The sequence below is a fragment of the Arthrobacter sp. 210 2 genome, assembly GCF_059093025.1.
In genome coordinates, this window is sequence record NZ_JBNHIE010000005.1 from 39,296 (window position 1) to 63,894 (window position 24,599).

Genomic DNA, 24,599 nt, shown 5'->3' on the forward strand with positions numbered 1-24,599 from the left:
AACGAACCAATCCCCGTCGAAAATCACCACCCCGGTCACCACATGTGGTGATGCTGTGACACCACACGCGTCCGTAGCTTTGGAACCGTACACGGCACCTGCCTCGGACCACCCAGCAGAAGGGAGCGCGGAAATGACCATCACCCCGTCCAAACTCAGCGGAGCTGCCGGCGTCGCCGCCATAGCCGCCGGGCTGCTGTACGGATCGATACAGTTCGTCCACCCGGCGGAGGAAGTCGCGAACGTCACCGGCAGCACCTGGGCCATCGTGCATTACCTGACGGTGGCGATGGGCGTCCTCGGCCTGGCAGGAATCACCGGAATATACCTTCGGCAGGTGAAGGAAACAGGCCTGCTTGGGCTGTCCGGCTTCCTCCTGCTCGCCCTGTTCTACCTGGCCACCACAGCGCACACCTATTTGGAAGCGTTCGTCCTGCCGCCCCTGGCCGAGCAGGCTCCGCACGTTGCAACGGACATCCTCGGTATTTTCAGCGGCGCCGCAGCGGACGGGAGCCTGGGCCCTCTGGAGGGGATCAGCACCTTCGCCTTCGCGGTTTACTTCCTCGGCGGGGTGACCTTTGGCATCGCCGTCTTCCGCGCCCGGATCCTCGCCCGCTGGGCGGGGATCCTGCTTGCCGTTGGATCAGTGTCTACCGCCTTGCTTCCGCTGTTTCCCCACGCGCTCGGACGCTTCGCCGCCCTCCCCGTAGGTATAGCCGTGGCCTGGCTCGGGTACTCACTGATCAGCACCCGCCAAGCAGCTTCTGAGCCGGCTACCGGGACGCCCGTCCCGGGTCGTGGCCGCGCTGTAGCCAAGTGAGAATCAGAAACGGGATATGTGATGGACGGCAAGCAAAGGGCAGGGGCAACCCCTGTACCAGGGCGCAGGCCGGAACAACGTCCAACAGCACGTGCCGGGCTCCTCATCACTTGCCTGATCGCCCTGGGTCTCGTTCCCATCCTGGCGAACACGCTACGGCGCATCGCGCTTTCCCTGGGCCCGGTCGAGGGGTTCACCGATAACGGAAGCCCTGATGTGCCTCTCCCGGTGGCCGTGCACGTCCTTACTGCGACCATTTTTGTGATTCTCGGGTCGTTCCAGTTCTCGCCGGGTTTCCGGCGTCGCAAGCCGGTCTGGCATCGGATAGCCGGGCGGGTTCTGGTCGTGGTGGGGATGCTGGTGGCCCTGTCGGGTCTTTGGCTGAACCAGTTCGTTTCCTTCCCTGCCGGGTCGGGGGAACTGCTGTACGTGTTCCGTTGGCTGGCCGGTCTGGGTATGGCGTTCTGCATCGTCATTGGTTTCGCCGCAGTCCGCCGCCGGGACATCCCGCGGCACCGGCAGTGGATGATCCGGGCCTACGCCTTGGGGCTGGGGGCTGGCACCCAGGTATTCACCCTGGGCTTCGGTGAGGCGATCCTTGGGAAAACCACGCTCAACGTGGCGCTTCTCAACGGGGCCGGCTGGGTGATTAATCTTGCCGTGGCCGAATGGGCTATCCGCCGACAAAGGCCGCGGGACCCGGCTGCCCGTGAATCAACGCAGGTCCGCGTACCATGACCGGCTACACGGCCGCGGGGCAGGAAACCGGCCACTATGAGCTCCGGGTCGAAGGGCACCTCGATGATCACTGGGTGGAATGGTTCGAGCACCTCGAACTCACCCGGGCAACTGACGGCACGACATCCCTCCGCGGTCCGGTAGCGGACCAGGCCGCACTGCACAGTCTCCTCACCAAGGTCCGTGACCTGGGCCTGGTCCTCATCTCCGTACGAATGATCACCGCCTCAGCCGGTGATCGCTAACAGCCGCCGTGTACCAGTTTTGGCAACAAAACTTTGCCGCCGCCGCACAGCGGCGCACCCTCAGGAATGAACGTCCCCAGTTTTCGGGACAAATGAACAAGGAGCCTGAAAATGCCATCACCCGCAACGTCCAAGCCCGTCCCAAAGACCGTGTCGGAAGCGGCGGAGGAGCTGTCCCTGCTGCGTCTGTATCTGTTGCGCGCCGGTTACCTGTTGATGGCGCTCGGCCTGGTGATCACGCGATGGCCACTGCTGATTGGGCATGATGCGTCCTGGCCGCTGATGGACGGGGTGGTGGTGTGCATGCTCGTCGCGCAGTCCCTGCTGTTCTTCCTCGGTGTCCGTTACCCGGTGAGAATGATCCCGATCCTGCTGTTCGAAATGACCTGGAAGGTGATCTGGCTCAGCACAGTGGCGCTGCCGCTGTGGCTCGCCGGTGAGCTCAACGGCGCCACCGCCACTGTCGCGGCCAATTGCTCCCTTGTCGTGATCGTCCTGATCATCCTTCCCTGGCCGTACCTGGTCCGCCGCTACGTGACCGGACCCGGTGACCGCTGGCTGCCCCAGCCCCGCTGACACCCGAACCCGCCTCTTTTCACCAGGAGAAATTTCACCATGATTACCGTTGATCCCGGGACCGCGAAGGCACCGTTGGTGTCCCACCGGTCGACCTCGCTGGCCGCCGGTGTGCTGTACCTCCTCACATTTGTGTCCATTCCTACGCTCTTCCTTTATGACCGTGTGAAAACAGACCCGGCTTACATCACTGGTCCTGGCCCTGACACTTCTGTCGTCGTCGGCGGGCTGTTGGAGGTCATTGTTGCCCTGGCCTGCATCGGAACCGGCGTCGTGCTGTACCCGGTGGTGAAGCAACAGAACCAAGGGGGCGCGCTCGGGTTCGTCGGGACGCGGATCCTGGAGGCAGGGGCCATTTTCGCCGGGGTCGTGGCGCTCATGTCGATCGTCACCCTCCGCCAGGCAGGCGCCGGAGAGGACACGCTGATCACCGGTCAGGCGCTGCTGGCCCAGCACGCCTGGACCACGCTGCTGGGACAAGGTTTGATCCCTGCGTTCAACGCACTGCTGCTCGGCTCACTCATGTACAAGTCCCGTCTGCTGCCCAGGATACTTCCGGTCTTCGGGTTCATCGGGGCGCCGCTGCTCATCGCCGGGGCCGTCGGCGTGCTCTTTGGCCTCTGGGGTCCGGTATCGCCGCTGACCGGATTCGGTGCCCTGTTCCTGGCCATCTGGGAATTCGGAATGGGCATCTGGCTGGTCGCCAAGGGATTCAACCCCGACGCCGTCACCATGCTCACCGCAAAAGGTACCAGCACGGGAGGGGGGACGGTGCGATGAAAGCTGCCGTGTACCGCCGTTTCGGCGGCCCGGACGTGGTCCGGCTCGAGGAACAGCCCAAACCCACACCCGGGCGCGGCGAGCTGCTGGTCAAGGTCCAGGCAACCACTGTCAGCGCCGGTGACTACCGGGCCCGGACCAAACACGTTCCGAAAGGGCTGAAGCTTCTCAGCTCGCTCACCCTCGGGTTTATCACCCCGCGCATCCCGGTGCTGGGCATGGACATCGCCGGCATCGTAGAATCAGTCGGTCCCGACGTCACCCGCTTCAATCCCGGTGACGAGGTGATCGCGATGCTGGGCGGGACGTTCGGCGGCCACGCCGAATACGTCACCATCCCCCAGGACGGGGCCGTCACAGCAAAGCCGGCGAACCTGACGTTCGAGGAAGCCGCGGCGCTGGTCTTCGGCGGGATCACCGCCCAGGCGTTCCTCGGCAGGACCAGCCTGGGTCCGGGAACGGCGGTGCTTGTCAACGGGGCCTCGGGCGCCGTCGGGACCGCGGTCGTGCAGCTCGCCAACCTCGCAGGTGCCCACGTAACGGCGGTGTGCAGCGGCGCCAACGCCGACCTGGCCCGTTCCCTCGGCGCAGGGACGGTGATCGACTACACCAGGGAAGACTTCACCCAGGCAGCGGCTGCCCACGACGTCATCGTGGACTGTGTCGGCAACGTCCCGTTCCGGCAATTGCAGCCACTGATCAAACCCGGGGGAGCCCTGCTGTTCGTCATAGCCGACCTCACCGGACTTCTGGCCGCGGGTCTGCGCTCACGCCGGACCGGCACGCACATCACCGCCGGCAACGTCCCGTTCACCGCCGCTGACCTCGCCCGAATCGCACAGCTGGCAGAGACAGGACAGTTCCGCCCCGTCATCGACCGCGCATTCGACTTCACGGACATCGCGCAGGCACATCGGTACGTGAGCACAGGCCGGAAAAGAGGCAACGTCGTCGTGCGGATCGCTGTTCCGTCCACGCACCAGCCGACGGGCGAAAGCAGGTGACGCCTTTCCATCCTGTCAGCCCTCAAAGTGCCGTGAACCTATACTGGGCTCGCACGGCCAGGAGCCAGTCAAGCAAGGCAGAGTACATGGCAACACGCGGACCCCACACTGTTCGGGACCGCCCTAAGCACCGAGGACGCACATGACACAACTTGCAGCGGGAATCGAGCAGTTCACCGTGACTCAGAAGCTCACCCTGATGGTGAACCGGTATGACATACGTTCCGTGACCGGAGACGGACAACCCGGGCACTTGCTTGCCGTCGCTCAGCAGAAGCGGGCCGCTTTCAAGGAGCAGGTGACGTTTTACCAGGACGAGTCAAGGACCTTGCCGCTTTTCTCCTTCAAGGCCCGTCAACGACTTGACCTCGGGGCGACGTACGACGTGCTGGACGCCAATGGACAATTGCTTGGCAGCTTCCGGAAAGACTTTGGCAAGTCGCTGCTGCGGTCGACGTGGCACCTGGAAGCGTCCGGGCTCAAAGTCACCGGGCGTGAACGCAGCCTCGGGGTCGCCATCGTCCGGCGCATATGGGAAGCGACGCCGATTGGTGATGCGATCCCTTCGCCCTTCCGTTTCCACTTCGACTTTGTCGACCCGAACGGAGAAGTGCTTATGACATCAGAACGGGGGCGGTCCCTGCGCGACCGCTACCTCGTCACCCTTCCAGGCGCACGACTCGATGGGCGGGTTGCGGCGGCGATGGCAGTCGCGCTGGATGCTCTCCAGTCCCGATAGAGCCGTCAAAACGATGGGAAGACGCTATGCCGCCCCCAGCGGGCATGTGGTTTCACCGGGCCGGGAGATTTGGTCGGCTGAAGCTTCGAGGGGGAGGTTGTCGCCTTACGGAGGCCAATTGGTCTTAGGCATGCCGGTCATTTCGGCGCTGATATTCCATAGCTGTGCTGCCGTTGCCTGGTCGTAGCTGGCGTTGGAGGAGCGGCGGGGCCCGCGCCGGGCGAAGAACCGCCCGCTGACGTCCGTGAGGCCAGGAGCGGAGGCCAGATGGATTGTGGTTCTAGCGCCTTGGTCTGCTGTGAGCATGAAGGGCCGCAGTAGCGGGACGAGCAGCCGCTGGGCACGTCCGGGGTCCTCCGCGCCGAACCCTGTGCTCACCAATCCCGGGTGGAGGGCATTGGCTGTTACTGGGGTGCCTTGCAGCCTTCTGGCCAGTTCGTCGGTGAACAGGAGGTTCGCGAGTTTGGACTGGTTGTAAGCCGTGGCCCCGGAATAGGAGTGCGCGCCCTGAAGGTCATCAAAGTTGATGCGCCTCATGGCCTCCGCATTGGAGGACACGGTGATCACCCGTGCTTTCCCACTGAGGTGCAGCCGCTCCAAGAGCAGGTTGGTGAGGAGGAACGGTGCGAGATGATTCAGGGCAAGGGTGTGCTCGATTCCGTCTGCTGTCGTGTGGCGGGTGTTCCAGCGCCCTGAAGGTCATCAAAGTTGATGCGCCTCATGGCCTCCGCATTGGAGGACACGGTGATCACCCGTGCTTTCCCACTGAGGTGCAGCCGCTCCAAGAGCAGGTTGGTGAGGAGGAACGGTGCGAGATGATTCAGGGCAAGGGTGTGCTCGATTCCGTCTGCTGTCGTGTGGCGGGTGTTCCAGTACCCTCCGGCGTTGTTGATCAGGACATCGATGCGGGGGAGGGCGGTCAGTAGTTCATTTGCGAGCCGACGTACGCGGGCTTGGGAGGACAGGTCGGCAACGACGGCGTCTACATTTCCGCCGGCTGCTTCGCGGATCGTTTCGGCGGCTTCTTCGGTGCGTTCCGGGTCGCGCCCAACGATGATGACGTGCGCTCCCATCAGGGCCAGGCCATGGCCGGTCGCCCTGCCGATCCCTCCGGTGGCGCCGGTGACGACCACTGTTTTGCCGTGCATTGCGCGGCTTCGACGCTGCTTCATGATTGTGCTCGTTCCGGGCGGGGCTGACTGGGGCTGGTGTAGCTCAGGAGTGTTTCTGCGATGGTCTGGTCCAGGGGAGTGGCGGTGACGCCCAGCCTTGTGGTGATTTTGCTGCTGTCAACGATGAAGGGTTCTTCGAACTGGTACTGCATTTCGAGCAGTTCACGAACGACCGGGCTGGTGAGGGCCATGGCGCGCAGGATAAATGGTGGGACAGTCCGGATCCTGGTGCTGGGCTGTCCGGCCTTGCGGTAGATGGTGTCAACCAGTGCCTGGGTGCTGCGGGTTTGGGGGTCGTTGGGCAGGTGCCAGATGTCGCCGGGCGCGTCCGGGTGTTCGCCCAGGACTGCGAGGCCTTCACCAATGTCAGGGATGTACGTATAGGTGTGCGGCTGGTGCCGGTCGCCCAGAACTGAGCTGGTTTTCCCGGCCAGGGCTGCGGGGAAGACGCGGTCGCCAAGGTTGGACTGCGCTCCGCCGCGGGGTCCGAAGTAATCCGAGGCGCGGCCGATGGCAACCTCGAGGCGGCCAGCCTGGTGGGCGCGCAGGAGTTCATCCGCCATGTCGGCGCCAAGCCGGCCCTTGCCCGTGTGCGCATTGTTGGGTCGGTCTTCGGTCAGTGGACGTCCTGCGGGACGCCCGTACATGTAGACGTTCTCCATGCTGACCAGCCGGGCGCCTGTGGCTTCAGCGGCCGCCAGCACGCCCGCCTGCAGTGCCGGAAAACGCCCGCTCCACTGGTGGTAGGGCGGGTTCATCGTCTGATAGACGACGGCGGCACCCCGGGCTGCGTGGGCGGCGAAGACGGGGTCGGCGGCGTCTCCGGCGACAACTTCGACGTCGTTGGGTACCTGCGCTGTGCCGGAGCGGTTGACCATCCGGACGGTGCTGCCCCGGCGCCGGAGGGAGTCCAAGGTGGCCAGTCCAATGGCACCGGTGCCGAAGATGACATGCAGGCCGGGAGTCATGAGTGAACCTTTGCCGTGGTTGGGGTAATGTTGGCCTGCCTGGGCGCTGCGACGGGCAGCAGGCGGTTCAGGAGGAGGCCGGTGATGGCGGTGACGAGGACGGCGCCGCTGGCGGCGAACACGATGAACTGCTGATCGACGGCGATTTTGGCTAGGGTGGTGACGGTCCATCCGAGGCTCCACAGGGCAGGCATGGCCGCTGCCCAGACCCAGCGGAGCTGACCCAGTTGCCGGGGCAGGGCAAGTGCCTGGGCGACACCCAGGATGAGGCCGTTGAGCGCTCCCATCAGGGCAAGGTCAGGAAGGGCGGTGCGGTAGCCGATTGTCGCGGAGCCCAGGGCCAGCCCCGCACTCATGCCCAGGACGCTCGCCGTGATCCAGCTGACTGGCCGGACCCTGTGGCTGCTGGTCAGTGCCTGCCCCGAGCCGATGATGAGTCCGGCGATGGCCGCGCCGATGACCGCGGAGAGCGGGTCATCGATGCGGCCGGTGATGAGGGTGCCGGCGTAGCCTCCCACCGGCAGTGCCAGGAAGCTCGTCGTCCATAACAGCCAGGCCCGGACAGCGATTGCCTGTGGAGTCTTCATGCGGGTCATGGTGTCAGTTCCTTAGGCAACGCCGTGAAGGGCCGGGAAGACCGCGCGGCGGTAGCGGGGCTTCCCGCCGCTGATCGCTTGATCAAGATGGTGATGCCCAGGGCGGCGATCCAGAGGCCCCAGCCGGTGCTGCCGAGCAGGCCGGCGAGGTCCCAAACGGGAAATCCGGGCACGGCGGTGGCAAGGATGTCGCCCTGGTTAAGCAGATAGATGCTGCTGGTGGCCAGGCCGGCGGCGCCGATCCACCGGGGAAGAATGCCGCTGCGCAGGATCATGATGCTGACAACGACCGACCAGCCGATCATCAGCAGTTGACCCAGGTGCTCACCCAGCAGCGCCCCGCCAAACTGGTGCTGCGCCGTCCAGGCAGCGGACACCGCCGCCCGTGTTTGCCCGTCACCTGTCGGGTAGGTGCTTGCCAGTGCCGGGACGACGAACACCCAGCGCAGGAACCCAATGAGGGACAGGAGCACAGAGGCAGCTCCGGCATAGGTGGCCACCTTCAACGCCGGGTTCCCTTGCAGGCCGAGTGCTGCCGGCAGGAGCAGGACCGGTATGGCAAGGAGCCCGTAGGTCCAGGCCGCGGCGAACCAGGCCCAGATGAGGGCGGGGCCGCCGGCGGTAAAGGCAGGCAGCACCACCTCGGCCGGCTCCCGGAGAACGTCCGGCCAATCGAACATCATCGACAGGGCTGTCGCCGCTGCCGCGAACGCCAGGGCACTGAGGGCAAAAAGCCCGCCGGTAGCGATACGGAGTTGTGTGCTGGCGCTGGTCTTCATGGCGGTCTCCCTGCCTATTCTGTACGGCGTACAAATTGGACGCTGTACAAATAGTGTACGCTGTACAGAAGGAAGTCAAGAGAGGAATTAATGACGCAGGCACGCACATCTAAACCGGGGCCACGCAGAACCCTGACAGAGGGCGCCATCATGGAAGCGGCCCTTGATCTCCTTGACGAAGGGGGTGTTAGTGCAGCTTCGGTGCGGGGGATCGCTGCCCGGGTTGGCGTCGCCCCGAACGCCGTCTATACGTACTTCCCCGACAAGGCGGCCGTGGTGAAGGCCATTGTTGAGCACCTGCTGGGCCAGGTGGACCTGGCAGTATTCTCGAACCGCAACGTTCCGTGGCGCCAGCGCATTGAATCCCTTGCGCTGGAACTGCGGGAGCGGCTGACCGCCCACCCGGGAGCGGTGAACCTGATGATCGGGGGACCTATGGACGGCCCGCGGGCTCTTGCCCTGAACGAGCACCTGATGGAAACTCTTCGGGATTCCGGGCTCGACGCCGGCGAGGCTGCGAAGGCGTCCTACCTGCTGATCGTCTACGTCTTCGGCGCAATAGCCCTTGAGACGGCCGAACAGGGTGATAGGCCCAGGGAAACGCCGGAGGACGAAAGGATTGCCTCCCGCCTGGCGGGGTTCTCGGCGATACCTGTCAGCAGTTATCCTCTCTCCGCCGGAGCAGCAGGAATCATGGCCGAGTACGTCTCGACCCGGCAATACACCTGGGGACTACACAAGATTTTGGACGGGGTCACTCGGGAATGAGACGGAGGCTTCGCTACCTCCACGTACAGCGGATTGGCCGGAAGGGTTGCACTCACCGCCCTGCCTGTCCGCGCCGGGCTGACACCGGAGCAAGGGTAGGAAAGTGCGGGGTGCTCTCACTTCCGATGCGAAGCATCAACCCCGCGCCGCATCGGTGCCCCTGAGTCATGCATGGGCATGTCAAGGACCCCAACAACGGCCAGATTCACCATGTGAGTCATCACATGTGGTGATGGCCCGTCACCAAGCCACTCGGTAGCTTCAAAGCGTCCCGACACCATTGGGGCACAACGATTCTCCTAAGACTCGTTGTTGTTGATAGCCAACAGACAAGAGCCTCAAATGTCCTCGAATTTCCAGGTGCTGCTACCAGCAGCACTGATCAAGGTCTTCGCAGTTGCCGGTTTCCTCTCCGCGACCATCCTTGTATTGAACGCAGCCAAGCGTTCCGGGATCATTCCCACAACACCCTTCACCCAGCTGGCGGCACCGGTCGCCCAACTTGCCGCCATTGGCCTGGTCATCGGAATCTATCTCGTCATTTCACCGAAGGCCGACATTCTTGGAATTGTCGGGGCCACACTGTCCGTCGCCGCCCTCGCAGGCCTCGTCGGCGTAGAATTTGTCCTCAATCTTGTCTTTCCCTACCTTGACCAAGACATCATTGCCGTGCTGCGACAGGGCCCGCTTGCAATAGCCCTAACCGCAGTCTCACTACTTTTCCTGGTCGGCACGGTGATCTTCATGCTCACGCTCCGGCGAACCTCAACCGCGCCAAGAGGCGCAATTCTCCTCTACACCGCCGGCACCATACCCATCGCCTTGCGTGCATTGTTCCCCGAAACTGTCCTTCAAATCGGGCTGATCGCGCTGGCCGCAGCCATCTCGTGGCTCACCATATGGATGCTTCGGAACATTCCCAAGGAAACGGAAAGTGAAGCTGCCGAACGAAATCCAGTGGCAGACGCTAATGCGAGCTGATCGAGAGCCGGACGAGAACCACGAGGAGCCAACTATGAAGACCAACCGCCACGCTCTCGTCTTCGGTGCAACCGGCTTCATCGGCAGATGGCTCACCAAGGAGTTGCTCGACCAGGGGATTCCCACAACCGCCGCACTCCGCAACATCAACCGCCTCCCGTCACTTCGCGAGTGGCTGACCGACCGGAGCACTAACGTTGACTTGCTGGACGTTGAACACGCCGATCTGGCATCCGAAGACATAGGGCTGACCGGCCTCGACTTCAGCCATGTCAGCGAAATATACAACGTCGCCGGCGCCTACGCCTTTGGGATGAGCCCGGACACCGCCCACGCCGCAAACGTTGAGACATCACGACGCGTCGTTGAATTCGCCGCCACAATTCCCAACGTGCGGCTCATCCACCTATCCGGATACCGGGTCGGGGGACAAGACCCCGCATCCGTCCCCTGGTCCGAACAGAAGCGCAAGCAACAGTACAAGCGCTTGGGCGCCTACGAGGCATCAAAAGTCGAAAGTGACGCCGTAGTGAAATCCAGAGCAGGGGAACTTGGCGTGTCGCTGACGATCGCCAACCCGGCCTCCGTTATCGGGCACTCCAACACGGGCGAGTCCGACCAGACCCTAGGCCTTGCCACAACTGTCCTCGACCTTATAGCAGGCAAACTGCCCGCCCTGCCCGGCAATTCCCGTACTTTCGTGCCGGTTGTCACCGTGGACTACCTGGCCCGGTTCATGGTGCTGCTTCCCCCGCAGGACGAAACTCATGGGAACTCCTACTGGATCCTGGACGACAACACCCCCGCACTACCGGAACTGCTGCACCTGATTGCCCGGCACCATGGGGTGAAACCCCCACGTCTCCGCATCCCGATAAGCATCGTGAAGCTGCTACCCCGCGCCATCAGCAAAGCAGACCCTGAGACGTTGAGCTTCCTCTCACCACAGAGGTACCCAACCGGTCCCGCGAACCGGTTCGCGGAACACCACCGACTCATGCAGCCCGAGATCAAAACCGTGTTGACGCGATGGAGCGAATACCTGACCGCAGGCAAGGCTGGATAGGCGGGCCACCCTTCGCATCGCTACCGCATGATGAGGAGGTCTCTGGAAGTCCTCGACGCCCCCTCACTCGTCCGAGCCTGGCCTCGAGCCCGTGGCCGCAGCGTGGAAAGCCGGGGGAAGGTCAGGGACGTCCCCGTGGGCTTGCTGGTTGGAGTGCATGCCGCCGCGTTAAACCCGGCCGACCGGCACACCCTGCGAGGGGACCCGCGCGTCGCGCGGCTTACGTGCGAAGTCGGGCTCAGGAGGCACCGGCGCCCGATCAGAGAGAAGGCTCCGTGTCCGTTGCCTGTGGGCGAATGTTTCCCTAGACTCCACTGACAGGGATGGCAGCGGAGGGCGGAATGACTGACGACCAGAGGACCGCGCGGATCTTCGGAGTGCTGTTCATCATCACGTTCCTCACCTCGATTCCTGCGGCGCTTCTGTTTGTGCCGGTTCTCGAAGACCCTGCTGGCTACCTCGCGGGTGGCGGGAGTGACACGCAGATCTATCTGGCCGCCTTTCTGGAGTTTCTGCTGATCATCTCAAACGTCGGAACAGCCGTCGTGCTCTACCCGATCGTGAGGCGCCGCTACCAGACGCTCGCGATATCCTTTGTCGCCGCTCGAATCATGGAGAGTGTTTTCATAGCATCTGGGATCATGTTCGTGCTCGCCATCGTCGCCCTGCGCCACGAGGCTCCCGAGGCAGCCGACGTCGCTGTCTCATTAGCAGCACTGAAGGACCTGTCCTTCTTATTCGGCCCAGGACTTGTCGTCCCCATCGGGAACGGCCTGATACTCGGCTACCTGATGTACCGCTCTGGCCTCGTCCCGCGGCGCATGGCCTGGTTCGGTCTCGTCGGAGGGCCGCTGCTCCTGATTGGGCAGCTTGGCGTGCTCTTCGACTTGTGGGAGGCAGGAAGCGTGGCGCGCGTTCTTGTCGTGCCGGAGGCCCTCTGGGAGCTATTCGTCGGCTTCTACTGCGCTTTCCGGGGGTTCAGGCGGGATAGTCCGATCCTTGCCCGCGAGCCATGACTCCCGAGCCCACACCGGGTTCACGCAACCCGTCGGCCCGGTCGACCGATGCCCTCCCCAGGCGGTGGCAACAGCTGCTCGCTCTGTCCGGCTTCGCGTTCGCAGTACTCCTCCTCCTCGGTTGGTTCCTGAGCGGTGGCAACACGCCGGACTACACGGCCACCGACGAGGACTGGAGGACCTGGGCGGGCGAGGTTGGGCCCAGGAGCGGCATCGGTGCGTCCCTCATCCTTTTTGGAGGCGTCGCGTTCTTGCACTTCGCGGCGACCATTCGAAGCACACTGGGGAGCGCGGAGCCGACGGTTCGCGGGTCCGGGACGCTGGGTTACGCGGCGTTCGGGGGCGCTCTCGTTGGCATCGCGGGCATCGGGATGGCCCTCGTTAACGTCGCTTCCGCGACCAGTGCCGGTGCCGACGCGGATCCGGTCGCCATTAGAGCGGTGGCAACCGCGTCCGCTGGCCCGTATCTGGTTGCCGCGATGGGCTTTGCCACCTTCCTAGGCGCCGTCGGATTGGCGACACTGCGAAGCGGTTCCTTCCCCCGTTGGACCGGAGTCGTGGCACTAGTCGGGGCGGTTTCCTTCCTCATTACGTTCTTGACGGCCGTCGTAGGCCTCGGTGAAGACAGCGTTTTCGGGTACGGCTTTCTTCCTGGCATCCTGGCGCTGGTGGTCTGGTCGATGGCCACAAGTATTACTGAATACCGTGCAGTGCCGACCTCTACAGCCGGGCCCGCCCCGCCAGAAACCGAGGGGTAGACACCCCCAATACGAAAGAGCGCGCGTCATGTCAGCGCCCGGCGTCGGAGGAGCCGCTCTGCACAAGGTGCTCCTCCACGACAGGAACAATTCCGTAGGGCAACCCGCGCCGAGGACTTCGGCGGCGGCAGTGCACTCAAAACGCTCGTGATCGAAGCCATCAACCAGGGCCTGCGCACACACCGAGAGCGACATCAGCGCATGGCGGAGGACCTTCCCAGGCGCTGCACATCCTCAGTGCCCGGCAACGCCAGGGCTCCGATGCGCCTTTAACCCTGCCTTTCTGGACATCCCCGCCGTAAACCGGGTCCTGGCTGAACAATTCTGACCCAAGGAGTCCGGGGCGAAAACGCCATGAAATGAGGGCGGGAGACAGCCCCTTTCCAGGCACTCCCCCGCCTGTTATAAAGAGCCGATATTAGCGATTCCGTCAAGCTAGGGCGAGGAGCGGCTTCTTTACCCTTCGCGGGTAGGCACAAGTTGGTCTAAGCGTTACCGATTGCCTCTTCTCCTGGTGCTTCCAAAAGGGCCATGATTAGCCTTACAGCCACGTTATGCGGACAAACCAAGAGACAGCTGGGCAAGCCCCAGAAAAGACATCACCATGATCCGGAAACTGTTTTGCAGATGGGGCATCGGCCATCACTGGCTGGCCCGAATGAACGACGGCGAGTTTCGACGCCAATGCAGTCACTGCGGGAAGGAAGATTCCCACAGTGCCCGATGGTCGGGAAGGCTCGCTAGCGGTGATCACCCCGAAGATCCCCACACCCGCGACTACTACTAGGCGCTAGATTGTGATGCTCACAGACATGCTGTGCAAGCTCAATCTCCATCACCGCTGGCACGTCGAACACAACGACGACGGTGGCCTGTACAAACGCTGCCTGCATTGCGGCAAGGACGGCGCCGACGGGGACGGGGCAGCCAACGACTGGGCTCTAAGGCGGTGGTGGTAGGTGACCACCATGAGTGGTATGGACCATTTCGATTTGTTTCGGAGGATGCCATGATCCAGGCCCTGCTGTGCAAATTTAACATCCGACACGAATGGCATGTCGAACATGCCGAAGACGGCAGTGTGTACAAGCGCTGTCGGCGGTGCGGCAAAGACGATGATGAATACACTAGGGGAGGCGGCAACTTTAGTGCTTGGTGAGGCGGGTAAAACGAGGCAGTGCGGTTCGGGTCATCGCCTAGGCTGCCCGCGCAAGGTTGGGGTGTGCGTTAAGTGGACGCACTGAAGATGCAGGATTCACTTTTCTGCTGATGACAAGGACCCAACGCCGATAATGGTGAGGGCTCCGCTCACCACGCTACTGTCAGCGCCGGAGCGGCACCACAACATGGGCGTCTGCAGGGACAGCTGGCTATACTTCAGAACAGGATCTGAAGTAGAGTAAGTGTATGAGCGCATTAGTCACTTCCCGAACGACGTTCCAGTCTTCCGAACTAAGCCGCGCCTCCGCTGAGGCCTTTGCCGCTGCAGCGGATCACCCGATTCAAATCACTCGACGCGACGGCGAGCATCTGGTGCTCATGTCCGAGAGCGCAGACCGGGCACGTGCGTCACTGCTGGAACTGGCCGCGCAGCTAATCGCTGTCACCACCAGTACAGAGGGGACGCTCGCGAACCGCATGAGTGATCGATTTCCCTGGATGCTTGCCCTGAGCCAGATCGACCGGGAAACATGCGCCTCGGAGATCGTGTCGGCAGCACGAGCCTCTTTCGCAACCAACCAGCCTCATCTGGCCATCGCGGAACTCAATGCCTGGCGTGAGACTGCAACTGCCATCGCCGCCGGCCTCGGCAAGGAAACGATCGAATGGCTTGATGACGCCGAAACTGTTGAGCGTCCTTAAGGGATGGCCAAGAGCGAAAAGGTCGAGCGGCCGACAAAGAAGAGTGAGTACGAGCTACGTTTCGCATCGGTGCAGGCTAAACGCGGTTGGACGGATCTGAAAGCCACGATCAGGAACTCACTGGTGGATTCATGGGACTTTCTTACCCGCACTCCGCAAGTGACGACACCAACGAACTACAGACTGCGTGGTGATCTGGGCAGCGTGTCACGAGGCGGCGTTACCCACGACAGATGGCAGCACAAGCCCACCTTAAAGGGTGATGCACGCATCTGGTTTTACGTTGTGGACCAGGTTGTCTACCTAGAGCAGGTCCATACAAGCCACCCAAACGAAACAAAGTCATAACAGAACATGGACAGTCCCCGGCCTTCAGCGCTGAGATGCAGCGAACGCTGATACCAAGGATTCCGCCACTTTGTAAGCCTCGTCCAAAATAGCCTGCAGGGTCTCTTGTTGAGTGCTCCGATGCCGGGATAGGGTCCAAAAGAAAGTGTGGATGTGTCCACACTTTTCGTCGTCCCGGACGTTCACGCAGCCCAAGACTGCCGCGGATTCCGCATGTTTCCGTGGTGCCCTGCCGGCTGTGAGAATTGGAACCGTGATTGAAGACACTCCTGAAGTTGGTGCGCAAACTGCATTGCCGGGCCTTTCCAGTGCGGCAGACAGGGCGTTAAGACGTGAGCTCGAGGAGCTTCGCCTGGACAACGCCAGACTGCGGAAGCTCTTGGAACTCACGGAAGCGGAGTCAAAGGCAGCCCACTTGGCGCAGGCTGTACTTCCTTCAGTGGTGCACCATGGTCCGGTCACCATGGATTCGTCTCCGGAAGCGAAAGTCCGGCTATTCCAGGATCTGTTCAGGGCGCGCAATGATGTGTACGCAGTCCGGTGGGAAAACTCGCGGGACGGCCGCTCCGGCTGGGTCCCGGCCATCGCCGGTGGCTGGCGTAAAGGCACAAACATCGCTGGTGCTAGATTCCTGCCGCTTACTCCATTAGTCATTGCCGACCATTTGCGCGGAGAGCAGCACATTGGCCTCTATCCCCTGACTGAACAGGACACCTGCTGGTGGGTCGCCGCGGACTTTGACGGCGGCGCCGCAATGCTCGATGCACTTGCGTACGCCAAGGCTGCTCGCTTTCGAGGTATTCCCGCGGCCCTGGAAGTGTCCCAGTCTGGGCGCGGCGCCCATGTGTGGATCTTCTTCAGCACCGCCATACCGGCGTCCGCAGCTCGCCAGCTTGGCAGCGGCCTCATTCATGAGGCGATGGCGCTGCGCGGCAGCATGAGCCTGGCAAGTTACGACAGGCTTTTTCCCGCCCAAGACGTTCACTCGGGCAAGGGTATGGGGAACCTGATAGCCGCACCGCTGAACGGTAAGCGCCGCCAGCATGGCACCACCCTGTTCCTCGACACAACGACCCTCGAACCATATGAGGACCAATGGGCATACCTGTCCAGTCTGGATCGGATCTCGGACCGTGAAGTTCGCGACCACATCCGCAGACTGCCGGAAGTTAGGCTGGGAAACGAAGTTCGCCGGCTGGAATTGCCCCAATCGTCCAAAATCGTTCCGCGCCCCGCACTGATTGTCCGCGCAGGTTTTGCGTCACGTCTGACGATCAAAGCCGCGGACCTTGGACCAGCAATGATCTCGGCCGTAAAGCATGCCGCGTCCATGCCGAACCCGGAGTTCTATGAGCGCCAACGCCAGAGGCGGTCCACCTGGAACATTCCTCGATACCTGCGCAACTACGACGAAACGTTTGACGGCGACCTTATCTTGCCCCGTGGTTTGTTGCCCCTGTTACAGCAACTCGTCGAATCGAGTGGCAGCTCGCTGCGCATTGATGATCAACGGGCGCAAGGCACCGCTCAAAGCTTCGAGTTCTCGGCCAGCCTGCGCTCCGAACAACAAAGCGGCTTGGAGGCCGCCACTGCCTCCGAGCACGGAGTCCTGGTAGCCCCGCCCGGTACCGGAAAGACTGTGATGGCGTGTGCTGCAATGGCACTGCGCGGCGTCTCGACGCTCATTCTGGTTGATCGTAAAGCCCTCGCAGAGCAATGGCGCAGCCGCATCCACCAATTCATGGACGAGCAGTGCGGCCAAATCGGAGGTGGCCGTGCCAAGACGACGGAGCGGGTTGATGTCGCGCTGTTGCCTACCCTGGCCCGGCGGGAAAATGTAGCCGAGCTGACCGCCGGCTACGGTTTTGTCATCGTCGACGAATGTCACCACGCCCCGGCGGCAGCGTTCACCCACGTCATGAACCAGATCCAGGCCCGTTACTGGCTGGGGCTGACGGCCACGCCATACCGCCGCGACAAGTTGGACTCGCTGATCTATCACCAGCTCGGCCAAATCTCCCACACGATTTCCCCAGCTGTTTCGCATCAGCTTCCGACGCACGCCCACGAGATTGCCGAACCGGTGCTGACTTTGGAACTGCACCGGACCTCCTATGCGTATGACGGCGCAGCAGACCCCAGCGAACCAGGTGGGATCTCTGCCATCTACAAGGACTTGATCGCCAACGAGGAACGTCTGCAGCAAATTTACGATGACGTCATTGAAGCCTACGAACGGAACTCCCGAATCCTTGTACTGACGACGTGGAAAGCCCATCTTGAGTCCCTGAGGTCCCGGTTCGAGGCGGCTGGTCTGGAACCTGTGGTTTTCACTGGGGCGATGAAGGCCAAGGAACGACAGACCGCCGTCGACCTCCTCGCCAGTACGGAAGATGCGCAGCCTCTGCTGGTCTTGGGCACCGGCCCATACATTGGAGAAGGCTTTGACTGCCCTAAACTGGATACCCTGTTCCTTGCAGCGCCTGTGTCGTTCAAGGGCAGATTGGTGCAGTACGTCGGCCGGGTAATCCGGCCGTATCCGGGTAAAACTGTGGCGACCGTTCACGACTACTATGACGAATCGACACCCGTACTGGCCGCGTCCCTGAACAAGCGAGCTCCGGGGTATGTCTCGCTCGGGTTCCGTGATCCGCGCAAGCTCATAGGTAGGTGACATCGTCCCCAGGAATGAACGCGGCGGTGTCTGCGTTGCCGCAGCTGCTCGGAACCGTTTTGTCGAGAGGGCACCTTCGGGCAGCCGAGTACATCTCACGCCAGTGAACTACCTGATACCGCTCACTATCATCGAATTATGGACATGAACCTCCGTGTTTCAGAAGACGGTGACCGCGGTCCGGGTGCGCCTACTGTCAAAGCGCACACCTCCGAGTCGGTGCTTTATGGCCCAGTTGCCGGTTCGGACGTCCAATGTCACCGGCACAGGCAAGAAATTAGCGAGGGCCTTGAGTTCGTGATGAGCCATGACGTCGAGCTGCTGAAGCGTCTCGAGGATGCCTGAGGTTTCGCCGCGACTACGACGACCGCATCGCCCTGCCAGGTGTTCGATGATCATCTGAGGATCCATTGGGAGAAGTACAGTGGCGAAGTCCATGGAAGAACTACAGGTTAAGCGTCCGGTGGACCGGATTGCTGTGGATGCCCTCAAGAAGCGGATGCTCGATGAGGTCCGGGCTTACCGGCTTGGGAGCTCCGTGAAGCCTCTGACCTCACGCAGGTCGAGCTGGCTGTGCGCCTGCATGTCAGCCAGAACCGGGTCTCCCGCATCGAGCACGGTGACATTGATCGTGCTCAGGTCGATACCTTGCGGAGATACATGGAGGCGCTCGGCGGCCGGCTTCGTGTCGAGGTAGAGCTAGGCGACGAACGAATCCAGATCACCTGACGGAGTTACTGGCAGGTACGCATCGTCTATCGAATCGCCGCTATCAATGACTGGGAAACGTAGAGCAGGGGCGCAGGGCACGACGGATGGGTTCCCTGTCTCGCCGACGACCCTGCCTACTGCGCAGAAGTCGCCCGCTTTCTGCGGCGGGCAGCACGCCGTAGGTTTAAAATATGACAAACTTCCATCGCTTGCCTGATTCTCGACCTCAGTTTGCTAGGAATCAGCTGCGAGGAAACTTTGAGGAGCGATTCGGCATCCTTTCCAAGTACTCCGGAGTCTGCGGTGTTTGCGGAGCTTCTTGGATCCCCGGGGACAGGATTTTCAAGTTGCCAGAATCCCGCCGTTCCACTCAGAACCCGTGGGTCTGCCGCGGCTGTCGCTTCCCGGAGAACCGCCCCGAGCCAACACTTGAGGATGTATTCGTCAAGTTAAACCACCGCAATCACACGGGCCGTACACCCGGGCTCAACCGGCACGACGTCCAACACTTGCTTGCTCTGCACAGATCGCTCACCGGAGAAGCCGCGCTCGCGATGGATGATCGGCCAGCAATGAATAAGCTTCGGAGAGCGCACGAAAAACGAGTTTCGGCAAACCTCAATCGCGTTGAACTCCTGGATCTTCTGGAAGGCTTTGTCCGTGGCGGGCTAGTTAAGCGCGTGGGGCGGAGTCGTTACTACTGCATCCCCTCGAAGCTTGAGTCGGCGGGCTCGTAGACTGTGGCTCTAGTTCTTGTGCGGTGCATTAGGGCTGAGCGCATTTCCTAGACGGTCCTTGGGTGCGTGAAGCGAATTTTCTTCTTGGGGGTACCGTCTTACGGTGCTGGGGAGGGAGAGGATCGCTTCGAAAAAACGTGACCTGGCTGACCACCCGCGCGTGAGTACCGTACTGCTTTCTTGCGATAAAGAGAGGCGCTTCCTTGTTCTATACAAGTAACTTGACTTGTACCGCCGACGAGAGAGTCGCGCGTGGATGCTTGCGTCATCGGGGTCGGTACAGACTTGTCGCACTTGACTTGCACATCGTTTTTAAAGCCCCTAGGTTGTCCCGGACAGGGTTTCTAACAGATTTGTGGGCCCTGACGCCTGCTCAGCAGGGCGGGTGACATCTAGTTATTTGGGGGTTTCTAGAGTGGTTTATTCATCTACGTCTTGGTCGAGAGTTTCTTGGATATTAACGACCATTGTTGCGGTAATTGGGCTTGTTTTTGTTTCGGTGGCGCCCGCTGACGCTTCGGGGAATAAAACGATAAGCGCGGGCGGATCTGGAGTTGTGTTGCACGAGCCCACGGCAGCTCAAAAGGCAGAGGCCATGAGGCGTTTGGATAAGGCGCAAAAAGCAGACCCCGAGGGCTTCGACGAGCGGCTCCGCCTGATCAAGAATTCCAAGGAGCTTATGACTTACCTCTCCTCGGATAGTCGTTTCGACACCGGACTCCAACAGAAGTTCCTTGCTGCTTCCATGCCTACTGAAGTTCTTCAGTCGCTGGTTTCATTGACAGAAACAGGGTACTTAACTCTTGAGGTAAAAGACGGTCCTAACAACACCAAGATGGCCAAGTTCAGCAAGGCTGAGCCGACCATGGTAGGCGGCGGCAAGGGAAGCATGGCCATGAAGCCCATGTTCCCACAGTGCCCCTCGGCCTGGGCGGCTATGTGGGCTTGGTGGGGAACAAATGCAGCTTTCTGTGGCGCTATGGGCTTCTTCGGGCCGGGTGCGGCTATCGCCTGCTCCGGCTTCATGATGCTTGCCGGCTCCGCTATCGATTTCAACAAAGGGTGCTAATGACGACTACTTCTAAATCAACCGAGCGCAACTACTGGCTGGCGTTGTCGGCCCTGTTCGGAGTGACGGTTAGTGTTGTGGCCATGACGGACCCGCCGTGGTCCGTGGCGATGGTCCTAGCCTTCGTTCTGTTCGTGGTTCTGCAGAGCATCCACTACAGACAAATCGGTCACCACGTACAAGGGAAACTTGCTACTGCCAATCCAGGGGTTGGCATCCTTGGGGCTGTCTTTGGAGGCGCAGCAGTTCTCATCCATGGCAGCCCGATAGCCCTATGGGCAGGGCCCGTCCTCGGCCTCGTGACCTTTGTCGGTATGTTCCTGTTCCTCCAGCGGTTTGGTCGATTCCACCAAAGTCACAACACGAACTCCATCTGAACCAACTAGCATGTGTTGAGGGCCGTACGAGCGGGCATTACCAGCCCCGTGCGGCCCTCAACTCGTTTCCCGTTGAAGTGGCAGTTCATCCCTATCACCGTGAAACCTGCTGGTTAAAGAAAGAGAGCCTTCCAAGACTGAGCAGCAGCGGCTCGTGGACGTACGCCACAGAGGCCCAGTACAGGGTGGCCGGTTCCACCAACGTCTGGACCCGCAAGGCACCCCAGGCCAGCGTCTACTGCTGAGTGTTGCCCTGAAATGTCCGCTTCACTCGGACGAGCTTGACGATATGGAAAGGAGCCGGAGCTGCCCCGGCCGTCACCAACGCTGCATCGCCCCAGTGGAATGGTTCGCGGATCTGCCTGGATTCGGTCACACCGAGGTCCCGGACGGGTTCGTCTAGTCGGGTCAACGGCAACGTCTATTAACAACTGGTGAAGTCGGATGGCCTTGGAGAGTGATTCAAAGGTGGCGTTCCCAAGCATCAGCTCGGGGGAAAAGGAGTGTGGACAATGTCCACACTCCTGGCCTCGGAGTAGCCCGTAAAGCCGCCGGACTGCTTCGGATTCCCTGTGTTTTCGCGGGTTCCTGGTGTTTGCAAGGCCTGGAAGACGGTTCGAGTCCCACCTCGGGCACAGTGTTTCCGCAGGTCAGAGGCTTTTTCGCTGGTTTGTGTGTACAAATCTTGACGCTCGACCTCAGGACAAGGCCGATACCGGGCATGATCCATTCATACATTCCCTGCCAGCTGACACCCGGCGCTCCTCCTTCGAATAGCCTCGACCAAGTCAGGGGCCCTGTCAGGTGTGCCGGTTAAGGCTGACCCAGATTCCTTATCAAGGCAGGGGTTCCTGCGGCGCCGCGCGGTGGAAAAGGATGGCCAGCAACACCGCGGCGACGGTGAACACGCCTACGTAGCCGACGATGCCGATGTTGCGCAATTGCATGTCGCTGGCGACAACTCCCAGTAGTCCTCCAAAAGCAAGGATGCCACTGGTCACCAGCAGCATGCGGATCGAAGAGGCAAGGCGACCACCACGGAATACTGGTGCGGCACAGAGCACTGCCAGTGCGAAAAACACATCCCAGGCGAGGATGTCAAGGGCGTAGACAACCGAGGGCCATCTGAATTCCAGGAACACCGGCAGCCACGGCTGCGCCGTGAACTCGGACTGGCGACCGAGCGTCAGGATAACAAAATGCAGCCCGCAGGTGAGCCCCGTCATCAACGCCATAAACAGGAGTGCCATCAGACTGAAAATCTTGTATTCCGGCGCCGACCAATCGTGAATCGCTGCCATCAGTGCGACCATCACCGGTGCGGTGAGGATGATCAGGATCTCCATGATGGAGAAATAGGGATCAGCTATCGGTTCCTGCGGGGACGGCAGCGTCAGCAGTCCTATGGCGAGAGTGATTGCGTACGCGAGCATGAGGAAAACCGTGCAGAGGGCGGAAACAATTCCGAGTCTTCGCGCACTTGCAGTCAGACGAGGTGCCACACAGCGACCTCCCGATCTGTGGTTCTTGCCCGGGCGCAGGCTTGACGCTTTGGTGTGTACGCAGTTAGCAGCATTCTAGGCCAGCAACTAAATCCCAAATAGAGCGAGTATCCGGTGAATAGCAATGCTGCTCTCGTGGGAGTTCAAGTCCGTCTAGCCGTAGTTCTCGACAAGGAAAGATCCAGTGAAAATATCGAATCGAGAATCCCGCGGTCGCTCGCTCACAAGTGGTTTGTGCCAGCCAGTGGTGCCCGATATTGAGCCTGCACAGCAGGACCCGGATAATGATCACTTCTTTCCGAGAATGTGTCGCCCAGCACTCTTCTCATTTTGTTCGCGATACCTCTGCTTGGATCCTTCAGCAGTAGCCGTTATGGTTCTCCACCAGGCCGGTCTCTCGGAACCTCCGCGGCTCGAAACCCTGGCGTTACAAGCCAACCGGCAAGAGCAAACAGCTACGCGACTGCCGGTGCGGCCGCATCCGGCCCAGAAAGGACATCGCGCCTCCGATTCTCTACACTGTCGATGTCATTTCCTGCGCACACGCGGCGTGAGGAGGAGAGCGCCTGCTGCTGGGACGATCAGGGCGTGGGCGCCCGGCGAGGGGTCCCGAAGCCTCCGCCCAGGAGGAGCCTCCGGCGTCCCTGAGCCTGGGCCCAGCTCCTGATCCCATGGTCTGCCCCACACGTTCCGGGGGAGTGGACGGAAAACCGCGCGCCGGGGATGCCGCGCAGCCACTGGCACGGGTTCAGGCTGGCAGCGGCGCTGAAAGCGAAGGGGAGGGCGACGTCTAGGTCAGCTATGATTTTCTTATCAAGGGGAGTACTCCCGTCTGTGTTCGGCCCGTCAATACGGATGCATTGAAGCATCTCGGGTCGGCGGTTCCGGTGTCATCCGGGCGGAGGAGACCTTGGCGTATCTGTCCACGCCGACCCTTTGGGAGCATCCTCATGCAGGTCACACCTCTGATCTGGCTTATCACGATTGCCGTGACGATCCTGTTCTTCGTCTACGAGTTCTTCGCCCACGTGCGCAAACCCCACGAGCCCTCCATCGCGGAATCGGCGCGCTGGTCCGCGTTCTACATCGGACTCGCTCTGCTGTTCGGGATGGGGATCGGCACGGTGTCGGGATGGACGTTCGGCGGTGAGTACTTCGCTGGCTACCTCACCGAGAAGGCACTGTCGATCGACAACCTGTTCGTGTTCCTCATCGTGATGGCCGGATTTGCAGTACCGAAGAAGTACCAGCAGAAGGTGCTGATGATCGGAATTAGCATCGCCCTGATCCTGCGCGGCGGGTTCATCGCCATCGGAGCGGCCCTGATCGAAAACTTCTCCTGGGTCTTCTACATCTTTGGTGCCCTGCTCCTCGTCCTGGCCTACCGGCAAGCGTTCAGCCATCACGACTCCAACCCCGCGGACGGAAAATTCATGACACTTGTTCGCCGGGTCCTGCCCGTCACCAACGAGTATCACCAGGACAAGGTCATCGTCATGCAGGGCCGGAAGCGTTTCGCTACGCCGATGCTGCTCACGATCATTGCGATCGGTTTCGTAGACCTTATTTTCGCCGTCGACTCAATCCCAGCAATCTACGGCCTGACGAATGAGGCGTACATCGTCTTCACCGCTAACGCGTTCGCGCTGATGGGTCTGCGCCAGTTGTTCTTCCTCATCGGCGGAATGCTCGAGCGTCTGGTTTACCTCGCCCAGGGGCTGGCCGTCATCCTTGCATTTATCGGCGTGAAGCTCGTCTTCCACGCTCTGCACGTCAACGAGCTCCCCTTCATTAACGGCGGGGAACCGCTCCTCTGGGTGCCGGAGATCCCCATCTGGCTCTCGCTGCTCTTCATCGCCGCCACCATCGTCGTAGCGACCGTCGCGAGTTTGCTGAAGACCCGCGGCGAGGAGAATAAGGTCGACTGCGGACTGATTCAGAACGAACCAGTCGTGATCACCGCCGACCCACGGAACGAGGAATCCGAGGTCGACCAGAAGGCGATGCCGACGCGGAGGGGGCAGCGTGGCCCCCGTTCTTAAGGCACTTCCGCGATCGTGAACCGGGCACTGCTAGCCGTTCTGACTCGGCGAGTCCGGAAACGCCACGAAATGACGGCAGAAAGCAGCCTCCTTTTCAGGTACTCCCGCGCCTGTTCTCTAACGCCTCTGATATCCGAGAAGCCACGATAGAGCCGCGCTTAGAGACGCTGGGCTTTGGCTGCCGTGAGCACGGCTTCTGGCGGCGCGAGGCTGTGGCGAAGTTGTCGTTGATTGGGCAATGGACGGCACAGAGGTTATATCGCCGGATCA

General features: G+C 61.4%; 26 protein-coding genes. 19 read left to right on the top strand and 7 right to left on the bottom strand.

Annotated elements, in window-relative coordinates:
* Positions 1-133: 133 nt before the first annotated feature.
* From AC5RWA_RS11305 to AC5RWA_RS11335, 7 genes are all read left to right on the top strand, one after another.
* Positions 134-820: a hypothetical protein gene (locus AC5RWA_RS11305; RefSeq protein WP_494057673.1), complete on the top strand. Its 687-nt coding sequence runs from the start codon at positions 134-136 to the stop codon at positions 818-820.
* Positions 821-841: 21 nt separating this feature from the next.
* Positions 842-1,558, top strand: a complete 717-nt coding sequence (locus tag AC5RWA_RS11310; protein ID WP_494057674.1) for a DUF2306 domain-containing protein — start codon at positions 842-844, stop codon at positions 1,556-1,558.
* Positions 1,555-1,803 (top strand): DUF8691 family protein, encoded by a 249-nt coding sequence (locus tag AC5RWA_RS11315; protein ID WP_115524514.1) that lies wholly within the window; start codon positions 1,555-1,557, stop codon positions 1,801-1,803. Before AC5RWA_RS11310 ends, AC5RWA_RS11315 begins: the two co-directional genes overlap by 4 nt.
* Before the next feature lie 111 nt (positions 1,804-1,914).
* The gene (locus AC5RWA_RS11320; RefSeq protein ID WP_115524513.1) at positions 1,915-2,379 is read left to right on the top strand and encodes a hypothetical protein; all 465 of its coding nucleotides are present in this window, start codon (positions 1,915-1,917) and stop codon (positions 2,377-2,379) included.
* Positions 2,380-2,418: 39 nt separating this feature from the next.
* The gene (locus AC5RWA_RS11325) at positions 2,419-3,159 is read left to right on the top strand and encodes a DUF4386 domain-containing protein (RefSeq protein ID WP_494057675.1); all 741 of its coding nucleotides are present in this window, start codon (positions 2,419-2,421) and stop codon (positions 3,157-3,159) included.
* Positions 3,156-4,163, top strand: coding sequence for an NAD(P)-dependent alcohol dehydrogenase (locus tag AC5RWA_RS11330; protein ID WP_494057676.1), 1,008 nt, complete (start codon positions 3,156-3,158; stop codon positions 4,161-4,163). The genes AC5RWA_RS11325 and AC5RWA_RS11330 overlap by 4 nt, the downstream gene beginning before the upstream one ends.
* A 142-nt stretch (positions 4,164-4,305) precedes the next feature.
* Complete coding sequence (locus AC5RWA_RS11335) at positions 4,306-4,902, top strand: LURP-one-related family protein (protein WP_494057677.1); 597 nt, start codon at positions 4,306-4,308, stop codon at positions 4,900-4,902.
* Positions 4,903-5,007: 105 nt separating this feature from the next.
* Here AC5RWA_RS11335 and AC5RWA_RS11340 read toward each other — a convergent pair whose 3' ends face one another.
* The 5 genes from AC5RWA_RS11340 to AC5RWA_RS11360 all read right to left on the bottom strand — a co-directional run bounded on the left by AC5RWA_RS11340 (position 5,008) and on the right by AC5RWA_RS11360 (position 8,417).
* Positions 5,008-5,469: a Rossmann-fold NAD(P)-binding domain-containing protein gene (locus AC5RWA_RS11340; RefSeq protein WP_494057678.1), complete on the bottom strand. Its 462-nt coding sequence runs from the start codon at positions 5,467-5,469 to the stop codon at positions 5,008-5,010.
* 68 nt (positions 5,470-5,537) lie between these two features.
* A complete protein-coding gene (locus tag AC5RWA_RS11345; protein WP_494057679.1) occupies positions 5,538-6,074 on the bottom strand; it encodes an SDR family NAD(P)-dependent oxidoreductase in 537 nt (178 codons plus the stop codon).
* A complete protein-coding gene (locus AC5RWA_RS11350) occupies positions 6,071-7,042 on the bottom strand; it encodes an NAD-dependent epimerase/dehydratase family protein (RefSeq protein ID WP_494057680.1) in 972 nt (323 codons plus the stop codon). Before AC5RWA_RS11350 ends, AC5RWA_RS11345 begins: the two co-directional genes overlap by 4 nt.
* Complete coding sequence (locus AC5RWA_RS11355; RefSeq protein WP_494057681.1) at positions 7,039-7,638, bottom strand: hypothetical protein; 600 nt, start codon at positions 7,636-7,638, stop codon at positions 7,039-7,041. The genes AC5RWA_RS11350 and AC5RWA_RS11355 overlap by 4 nt, the downstream gene beginning before the upstream one ends.
* A complete protein-coding gene (locus AC5RWA_RS11360; RefSeq protein WP_115524507.1) occupies positions 7,635-8,417 on the bottom strand; it encodes a DUF4386 domain-containing protein in 783 nt (260 codons plus the stop codon). The genes AC5RWA_RS11355 and AC5RWA_RS11360 overlap by 4 nt, the downstream gene beginning before the upstream one ends.
* A 150-nt stretch (positions 8,418-8,567) precedes the next feature.
* On the opposite strand from AC5RWA_RS11360, the gene AC5RWA_RS11365 reads away from it, so the two are divergent.
* The 8 genes from AC5RWA_RS11365 to AC5RWA_RS11400 all read left to right on the top strand — a co-directional run bounded on the left by AC5RWA_RS11365 (position 8,568) and on the right by AC5RWA_RS11400 (position 17,891).
* Positions 8,568-9,185, top strand: coding sequence for a TetR/AcrR family transcriptional regulator (locus AC5RWA_RS11365; protein ID WP_494057682.1), 618 nt, complete (start codon positions 8,568-8,570; stop codon positions 9,183-9,185).
* Between the two features lie 342 nt (positions 9,186-9,527).
* Positions 9,528-10,166 carry a hypothetical protein gene (locus tag AC5RWA_RS11370; protein WP_494057683.1) on the top strand — a complete coding sequence of 213 codons (639 nt, stop codon included), beginning with the start codon at positions 9,528-9,530 and terminating at the stop codon, positions 10,164-10,166.
* Between the two features lie 34 nt (positions 10,167-10,200).
* A complete protein-coding gene (locus AC5RWA_RS11375; protein WP_494057684.1) occupies positions 10,201-11,232 on the top strand; it encodes an SDR family oxidoreductase in 1,032 nt (343 codons plus the stop codon).
* A 341-nt stretch (positions 11,233-11,573) separates the two neighbouring features.
* Positions 11,574-12,248: a DUF4386 domain-containing protein gene (locus tag AC5RWA_RS11380; RefSeq protein WP_494057685.1), complete on the top strand. Its 675-nt coding sequence runs from the start codon at positions 11,574-11,576 to the stop codon at positions 12,246-12,248.
* Entirely contained in the window at positions 12,245-13,006 is a 762-nt protein-coding gene (locus AC5RWA_RS11385; protein ID WP_494057686.1) for a hypothetical protein, read from the top strand. Before AC5RWA_RS11380 ends, AC5RWA_RS11385 begins: the two co-directional genes overlap by 4 nt.
* A gap of 797 nt (positions 13,007-13,803) precedes the next feature.
* Complete coding sequence (locus AC5RWA_RS11390) at positions 13,804-13,965, top strand: hypothetical protein (RefSeq protein ID WP_494057886.1); 162 nt, start codon at positions 13,804-13,806, stop codon at positions 13,963-13,965.
* Positions 13,966-14,413: 448 nt separating this feature from the next.
* Positions 14,414-14,869: a prevent-host-death protein gene (locus tag AC5RWA_RS11395; RefSeq protein ID WP_494057687.1), complete on the top strand. Its 456-nt coding sequence runs from the start codon at positions 14,414-14,416 to the stop codon at positions 14,867-14,869.
* Between the two features lie 601 nt (positions 14,870-15,470).
* Positions 15,471-17,891 carry a TOTE conflict system archaeo-eukaryotic primase domain-containing protein gene (locus AC5RWA_RS11400; RefSeq protein ID WP_494057688.1) on the top strand — a complete coding sequence of 807 codons (2,421 nt, stop codon included), beginning with the start codon at positions 15,471-15,473 and terminating at the stop codon, positions 17,889-17,891.
* Between the two features lie 159 nt (positions 17,892-18,050).
* Here AC5RWA_RS11400 and AC5RWA_RS11405 read toward each other — a convergent pair whose 3' ends face one another.
* Positions 18,051-18,290, bottom strand: a complete 240-nt coding sequence (locus AC5RWA_RS11405) for a hypothetical protein (protein ID WP_181884692.1) — start codon at positions 18,288-18,290, stop codon at positions 18,051-18,053.
* A 174-nt stretch (positions 18,291-18,464) separates the two neighbouring features.
* Here AC5RWA_RS11405 and AC5RWA_RS11410 point away from each other — a divergent pair, with 174 nt between their 5' ends.
* The 3 genes from AC5RWA_RS11410 to AC5RWA_RS11420 all read left to right on the top strand — a co-directional run bounded on the left by AC5RWA_RS11410 (position 18,465) and on the right by AC5RWA_RS11420 (position 20,785).
* The gene (locus tag AC5RWA_RS11410; protein WP_494057689.1) at positions 18,465-18,620 is read left to right on the top strand and encodes a helix-turn-helix domain-containing protein; all 156 of its coding nucleotides are present in this window, start codon (positions 18,465-18,467) and stop codon (positions 18,618-18,620) included.
* A 1,314-nt stretch (positions 18,621-19,934) separates the two neighbouring features.
* On the top strand, positions 19,935-20,408 hold the full coding sequence (locus AC5RWA_RS11415; RefSeq protein ID WP_494057690.1) for a hypothetical protein: 474 nt from the start codon (positions 19,935-19,937) through the stop codon (positions 20,406-20,408).
* A complete protein-coding gene (locus AC5RWA_RS11420) occupies positions 20,408-20,785 on the top strand; it encodes a hypothetical protein (protein ID WP_494057691.1) in 378 nt (125 codons plus the stop codon). Before AC5RWA_RS11415 ends, AC5RWA_RS11420 begins: the two co-directional genes overlap by 1 nt.
* Positions 20,786-21,621: 836 nt before the next feature.
* Here the strand turns inward: AC5RWA_RS11420 and AC5RWA_RS11425 are convergent.
* Complete coding sequence (locus tag AC5RWA_RS11425; RefSeq protein ID WP_494057692.1) at positions 21,622-22,218, bottom strand: hypothetical protein; 597 nt, start codon at positions 22,216-22,218, stop codon at positions 21,622-21,624.
* Between the two features lie 1,019 nt (positions 22,219-23,237).
* Between AC5RWA_RS11425 and AC5RWA_RS11430 the strand changes: the two genes are divergently transcribed.
* Positions 23,238-24,329, top strand: a complete 1,092-nt coding sequence (locus AC5RWA_RS11430; protein ID WP_494057693.1) for a TerC family protein — start codon at positions 23,238-23,240, stop codon at positions 24,327-24,329.
* Positions 24,330-24,599 lie beyond the last annotated feature (270 nt).

Bases quoted from the DNA above. Each gene is read 5' to 3' on its own strand.
- AC5RWA_RS11370 (WP_494057683.1), top strand. From the start codon at position 9,528: ATGTCCTCGAATTTCCAGGTGCTGCTACCAGCAGCACTGATCAAGGTC.
- AC5RWA_RS11425 (WP_494057692.1), bottom strand. From the start codon at position 22,218: ATGCTCGCGTACGCAATCACTCTCGCCATAGGACTGCTGACGCTGCCG.
- AC5RWA_RS11420 (WP_494057691.1), top strand. From the start codon at position 20,408: ATGACGACTACTTCTAAATCAACCGAGCGCAACTACTGGCTGGCGTTG.
- AC5RWA_RS11385 (WP_494057686.1), top strand. From the start codon at position 12,245: ATGACTCCCGAGCCCACACCGGGTTCACGCAACCCGTCGGCCCGGTCG.
- AC5RWA_RS11350 (WP_494057680.1), bottom strand. From the start codon at position 7,042: ATGACTCCCGGCCTGCATGTCATCTTCGGCACCGGTGCCATTGGACTG.
- AC5RWA_RS11375 (WP_494057684.1), top strand. From the start codon at position 10,201: ATGAAGACCAACCGCCACGCTCTCGTCTTCGGTGCAACCGGCTTCATC.
- AC5RWA_RS11395 (WP_494057687.1), top strand. From the start codon at position 14,414: ATGAGCGCATTAGTCACTTCCCGAACGACGTTCCAGTCTTCCGAACTA.
- AC5RWA_RS11345 (WP_494057679.1), bottom strand. From the start codon at position 6,074: ATGAAGCAGCGTCGAAGCCGCGCAATGCACGGCAAAACAGTGGTCGTC.
- AC5RWA_RS11405 (WP_181884692.1), bottom strand. From the start codon at position 18,290: ATGATCATCGAACACCTGGCAGGGCGATGCGGTCGTCGTAGTCGCGGC.
- AC5RWA_RS11320 (WP_115524513.1), top strand. From the start codon at position 1,915: ATGCCATCACCCGCAACGTCCAAGCCCGTCCCAAAGACCGTGTCGGAA.
- AC5RWA_RS11315 (WP_115524514.1), top strand. From the start codon at position 1,555: ATGACCGGCTACACGGCCGCGGGGCAGGAAACCGGCCACTATGAGCTC.
- AC5RWA_RS11365 (WP_494057682.1), top strand. From the start codon at position 8,568: ATGGAAGCGGCCCTTGATCTCCTTGACGAAGGGGGTGTTAGTGCAGCT.
- AC5RWA_RS11430 (WP_494057693.1), top strand. From the start codon at position 23,238: ATGCAGGTCACACCTCTGATCTGGCTTATCACGATTGCCGTGACGATC.
- AC5RWA_RS11330 (WP_494057676.1), top strand. From the start codon at position 3,156: ATGAAAGCTGCCGTGTACCGCCGTTTCGGCGGCCCGGACGTGGTCCGG.
- AC5RWA_RS11360 (WP_115524507.1), bottom strand. From the start codon at position 8,417: ATGAAGACCAGCGCCAGCACACAACTCCGTATCGCTACCGGCGGGCTT.
- AC5RWA_RS11310 (WP_494057674.1), top strand. From the start codon at position 842: ATGGACGGCAAGCAAAGGGCAGGGGCAACCCCTGTACCAGGGCGCAGG.
- AC5RWA_RS11305 (WP_494057673.1), top strand. From the start codon at position 134: ATGACCATCACCCCGTCCAAACTCAGCGGAGCTGCCGGCGTCGCCGCC.
- AC5RWA_RS11380 (WP_494057685.1), top strand. From the start codon at position 11,574: ATGACTGACGACCAGAGGACCGCGCGGATCTTCGGAGTGCTGTTCATC.
- AC5RWA_RS11355 (WP_494057681.1), bottom strand. From the start codon at position 7,638: ATGACCCGCATGAAGACTCCACAGGCAATCGCTGTCCGGGCCTGGCTG.
- AC5RWA_RS11415 (WP_494057690.1), top strand. From the start codon at position 19,935: ATGAGGCGTTTGGATAAGGCGCAAAAAGCAGACCCCGAGGGCTTCGAC.
- AC5RWA_RS11335 (WP_494057677.1), top strand. From the start codon at position 4,306: ATGACACAACTTGCAGCGGGAATCGAGCAGTTCACCGTGACTCAGAAG.
- AC5RWA_RS11325 (WP_494057675.1), top strand. From the start codon at position 2,419: ATGATTACCGTTGATCCCGGGACCGCGAAGGCACCGTTGGTGTCCCAC.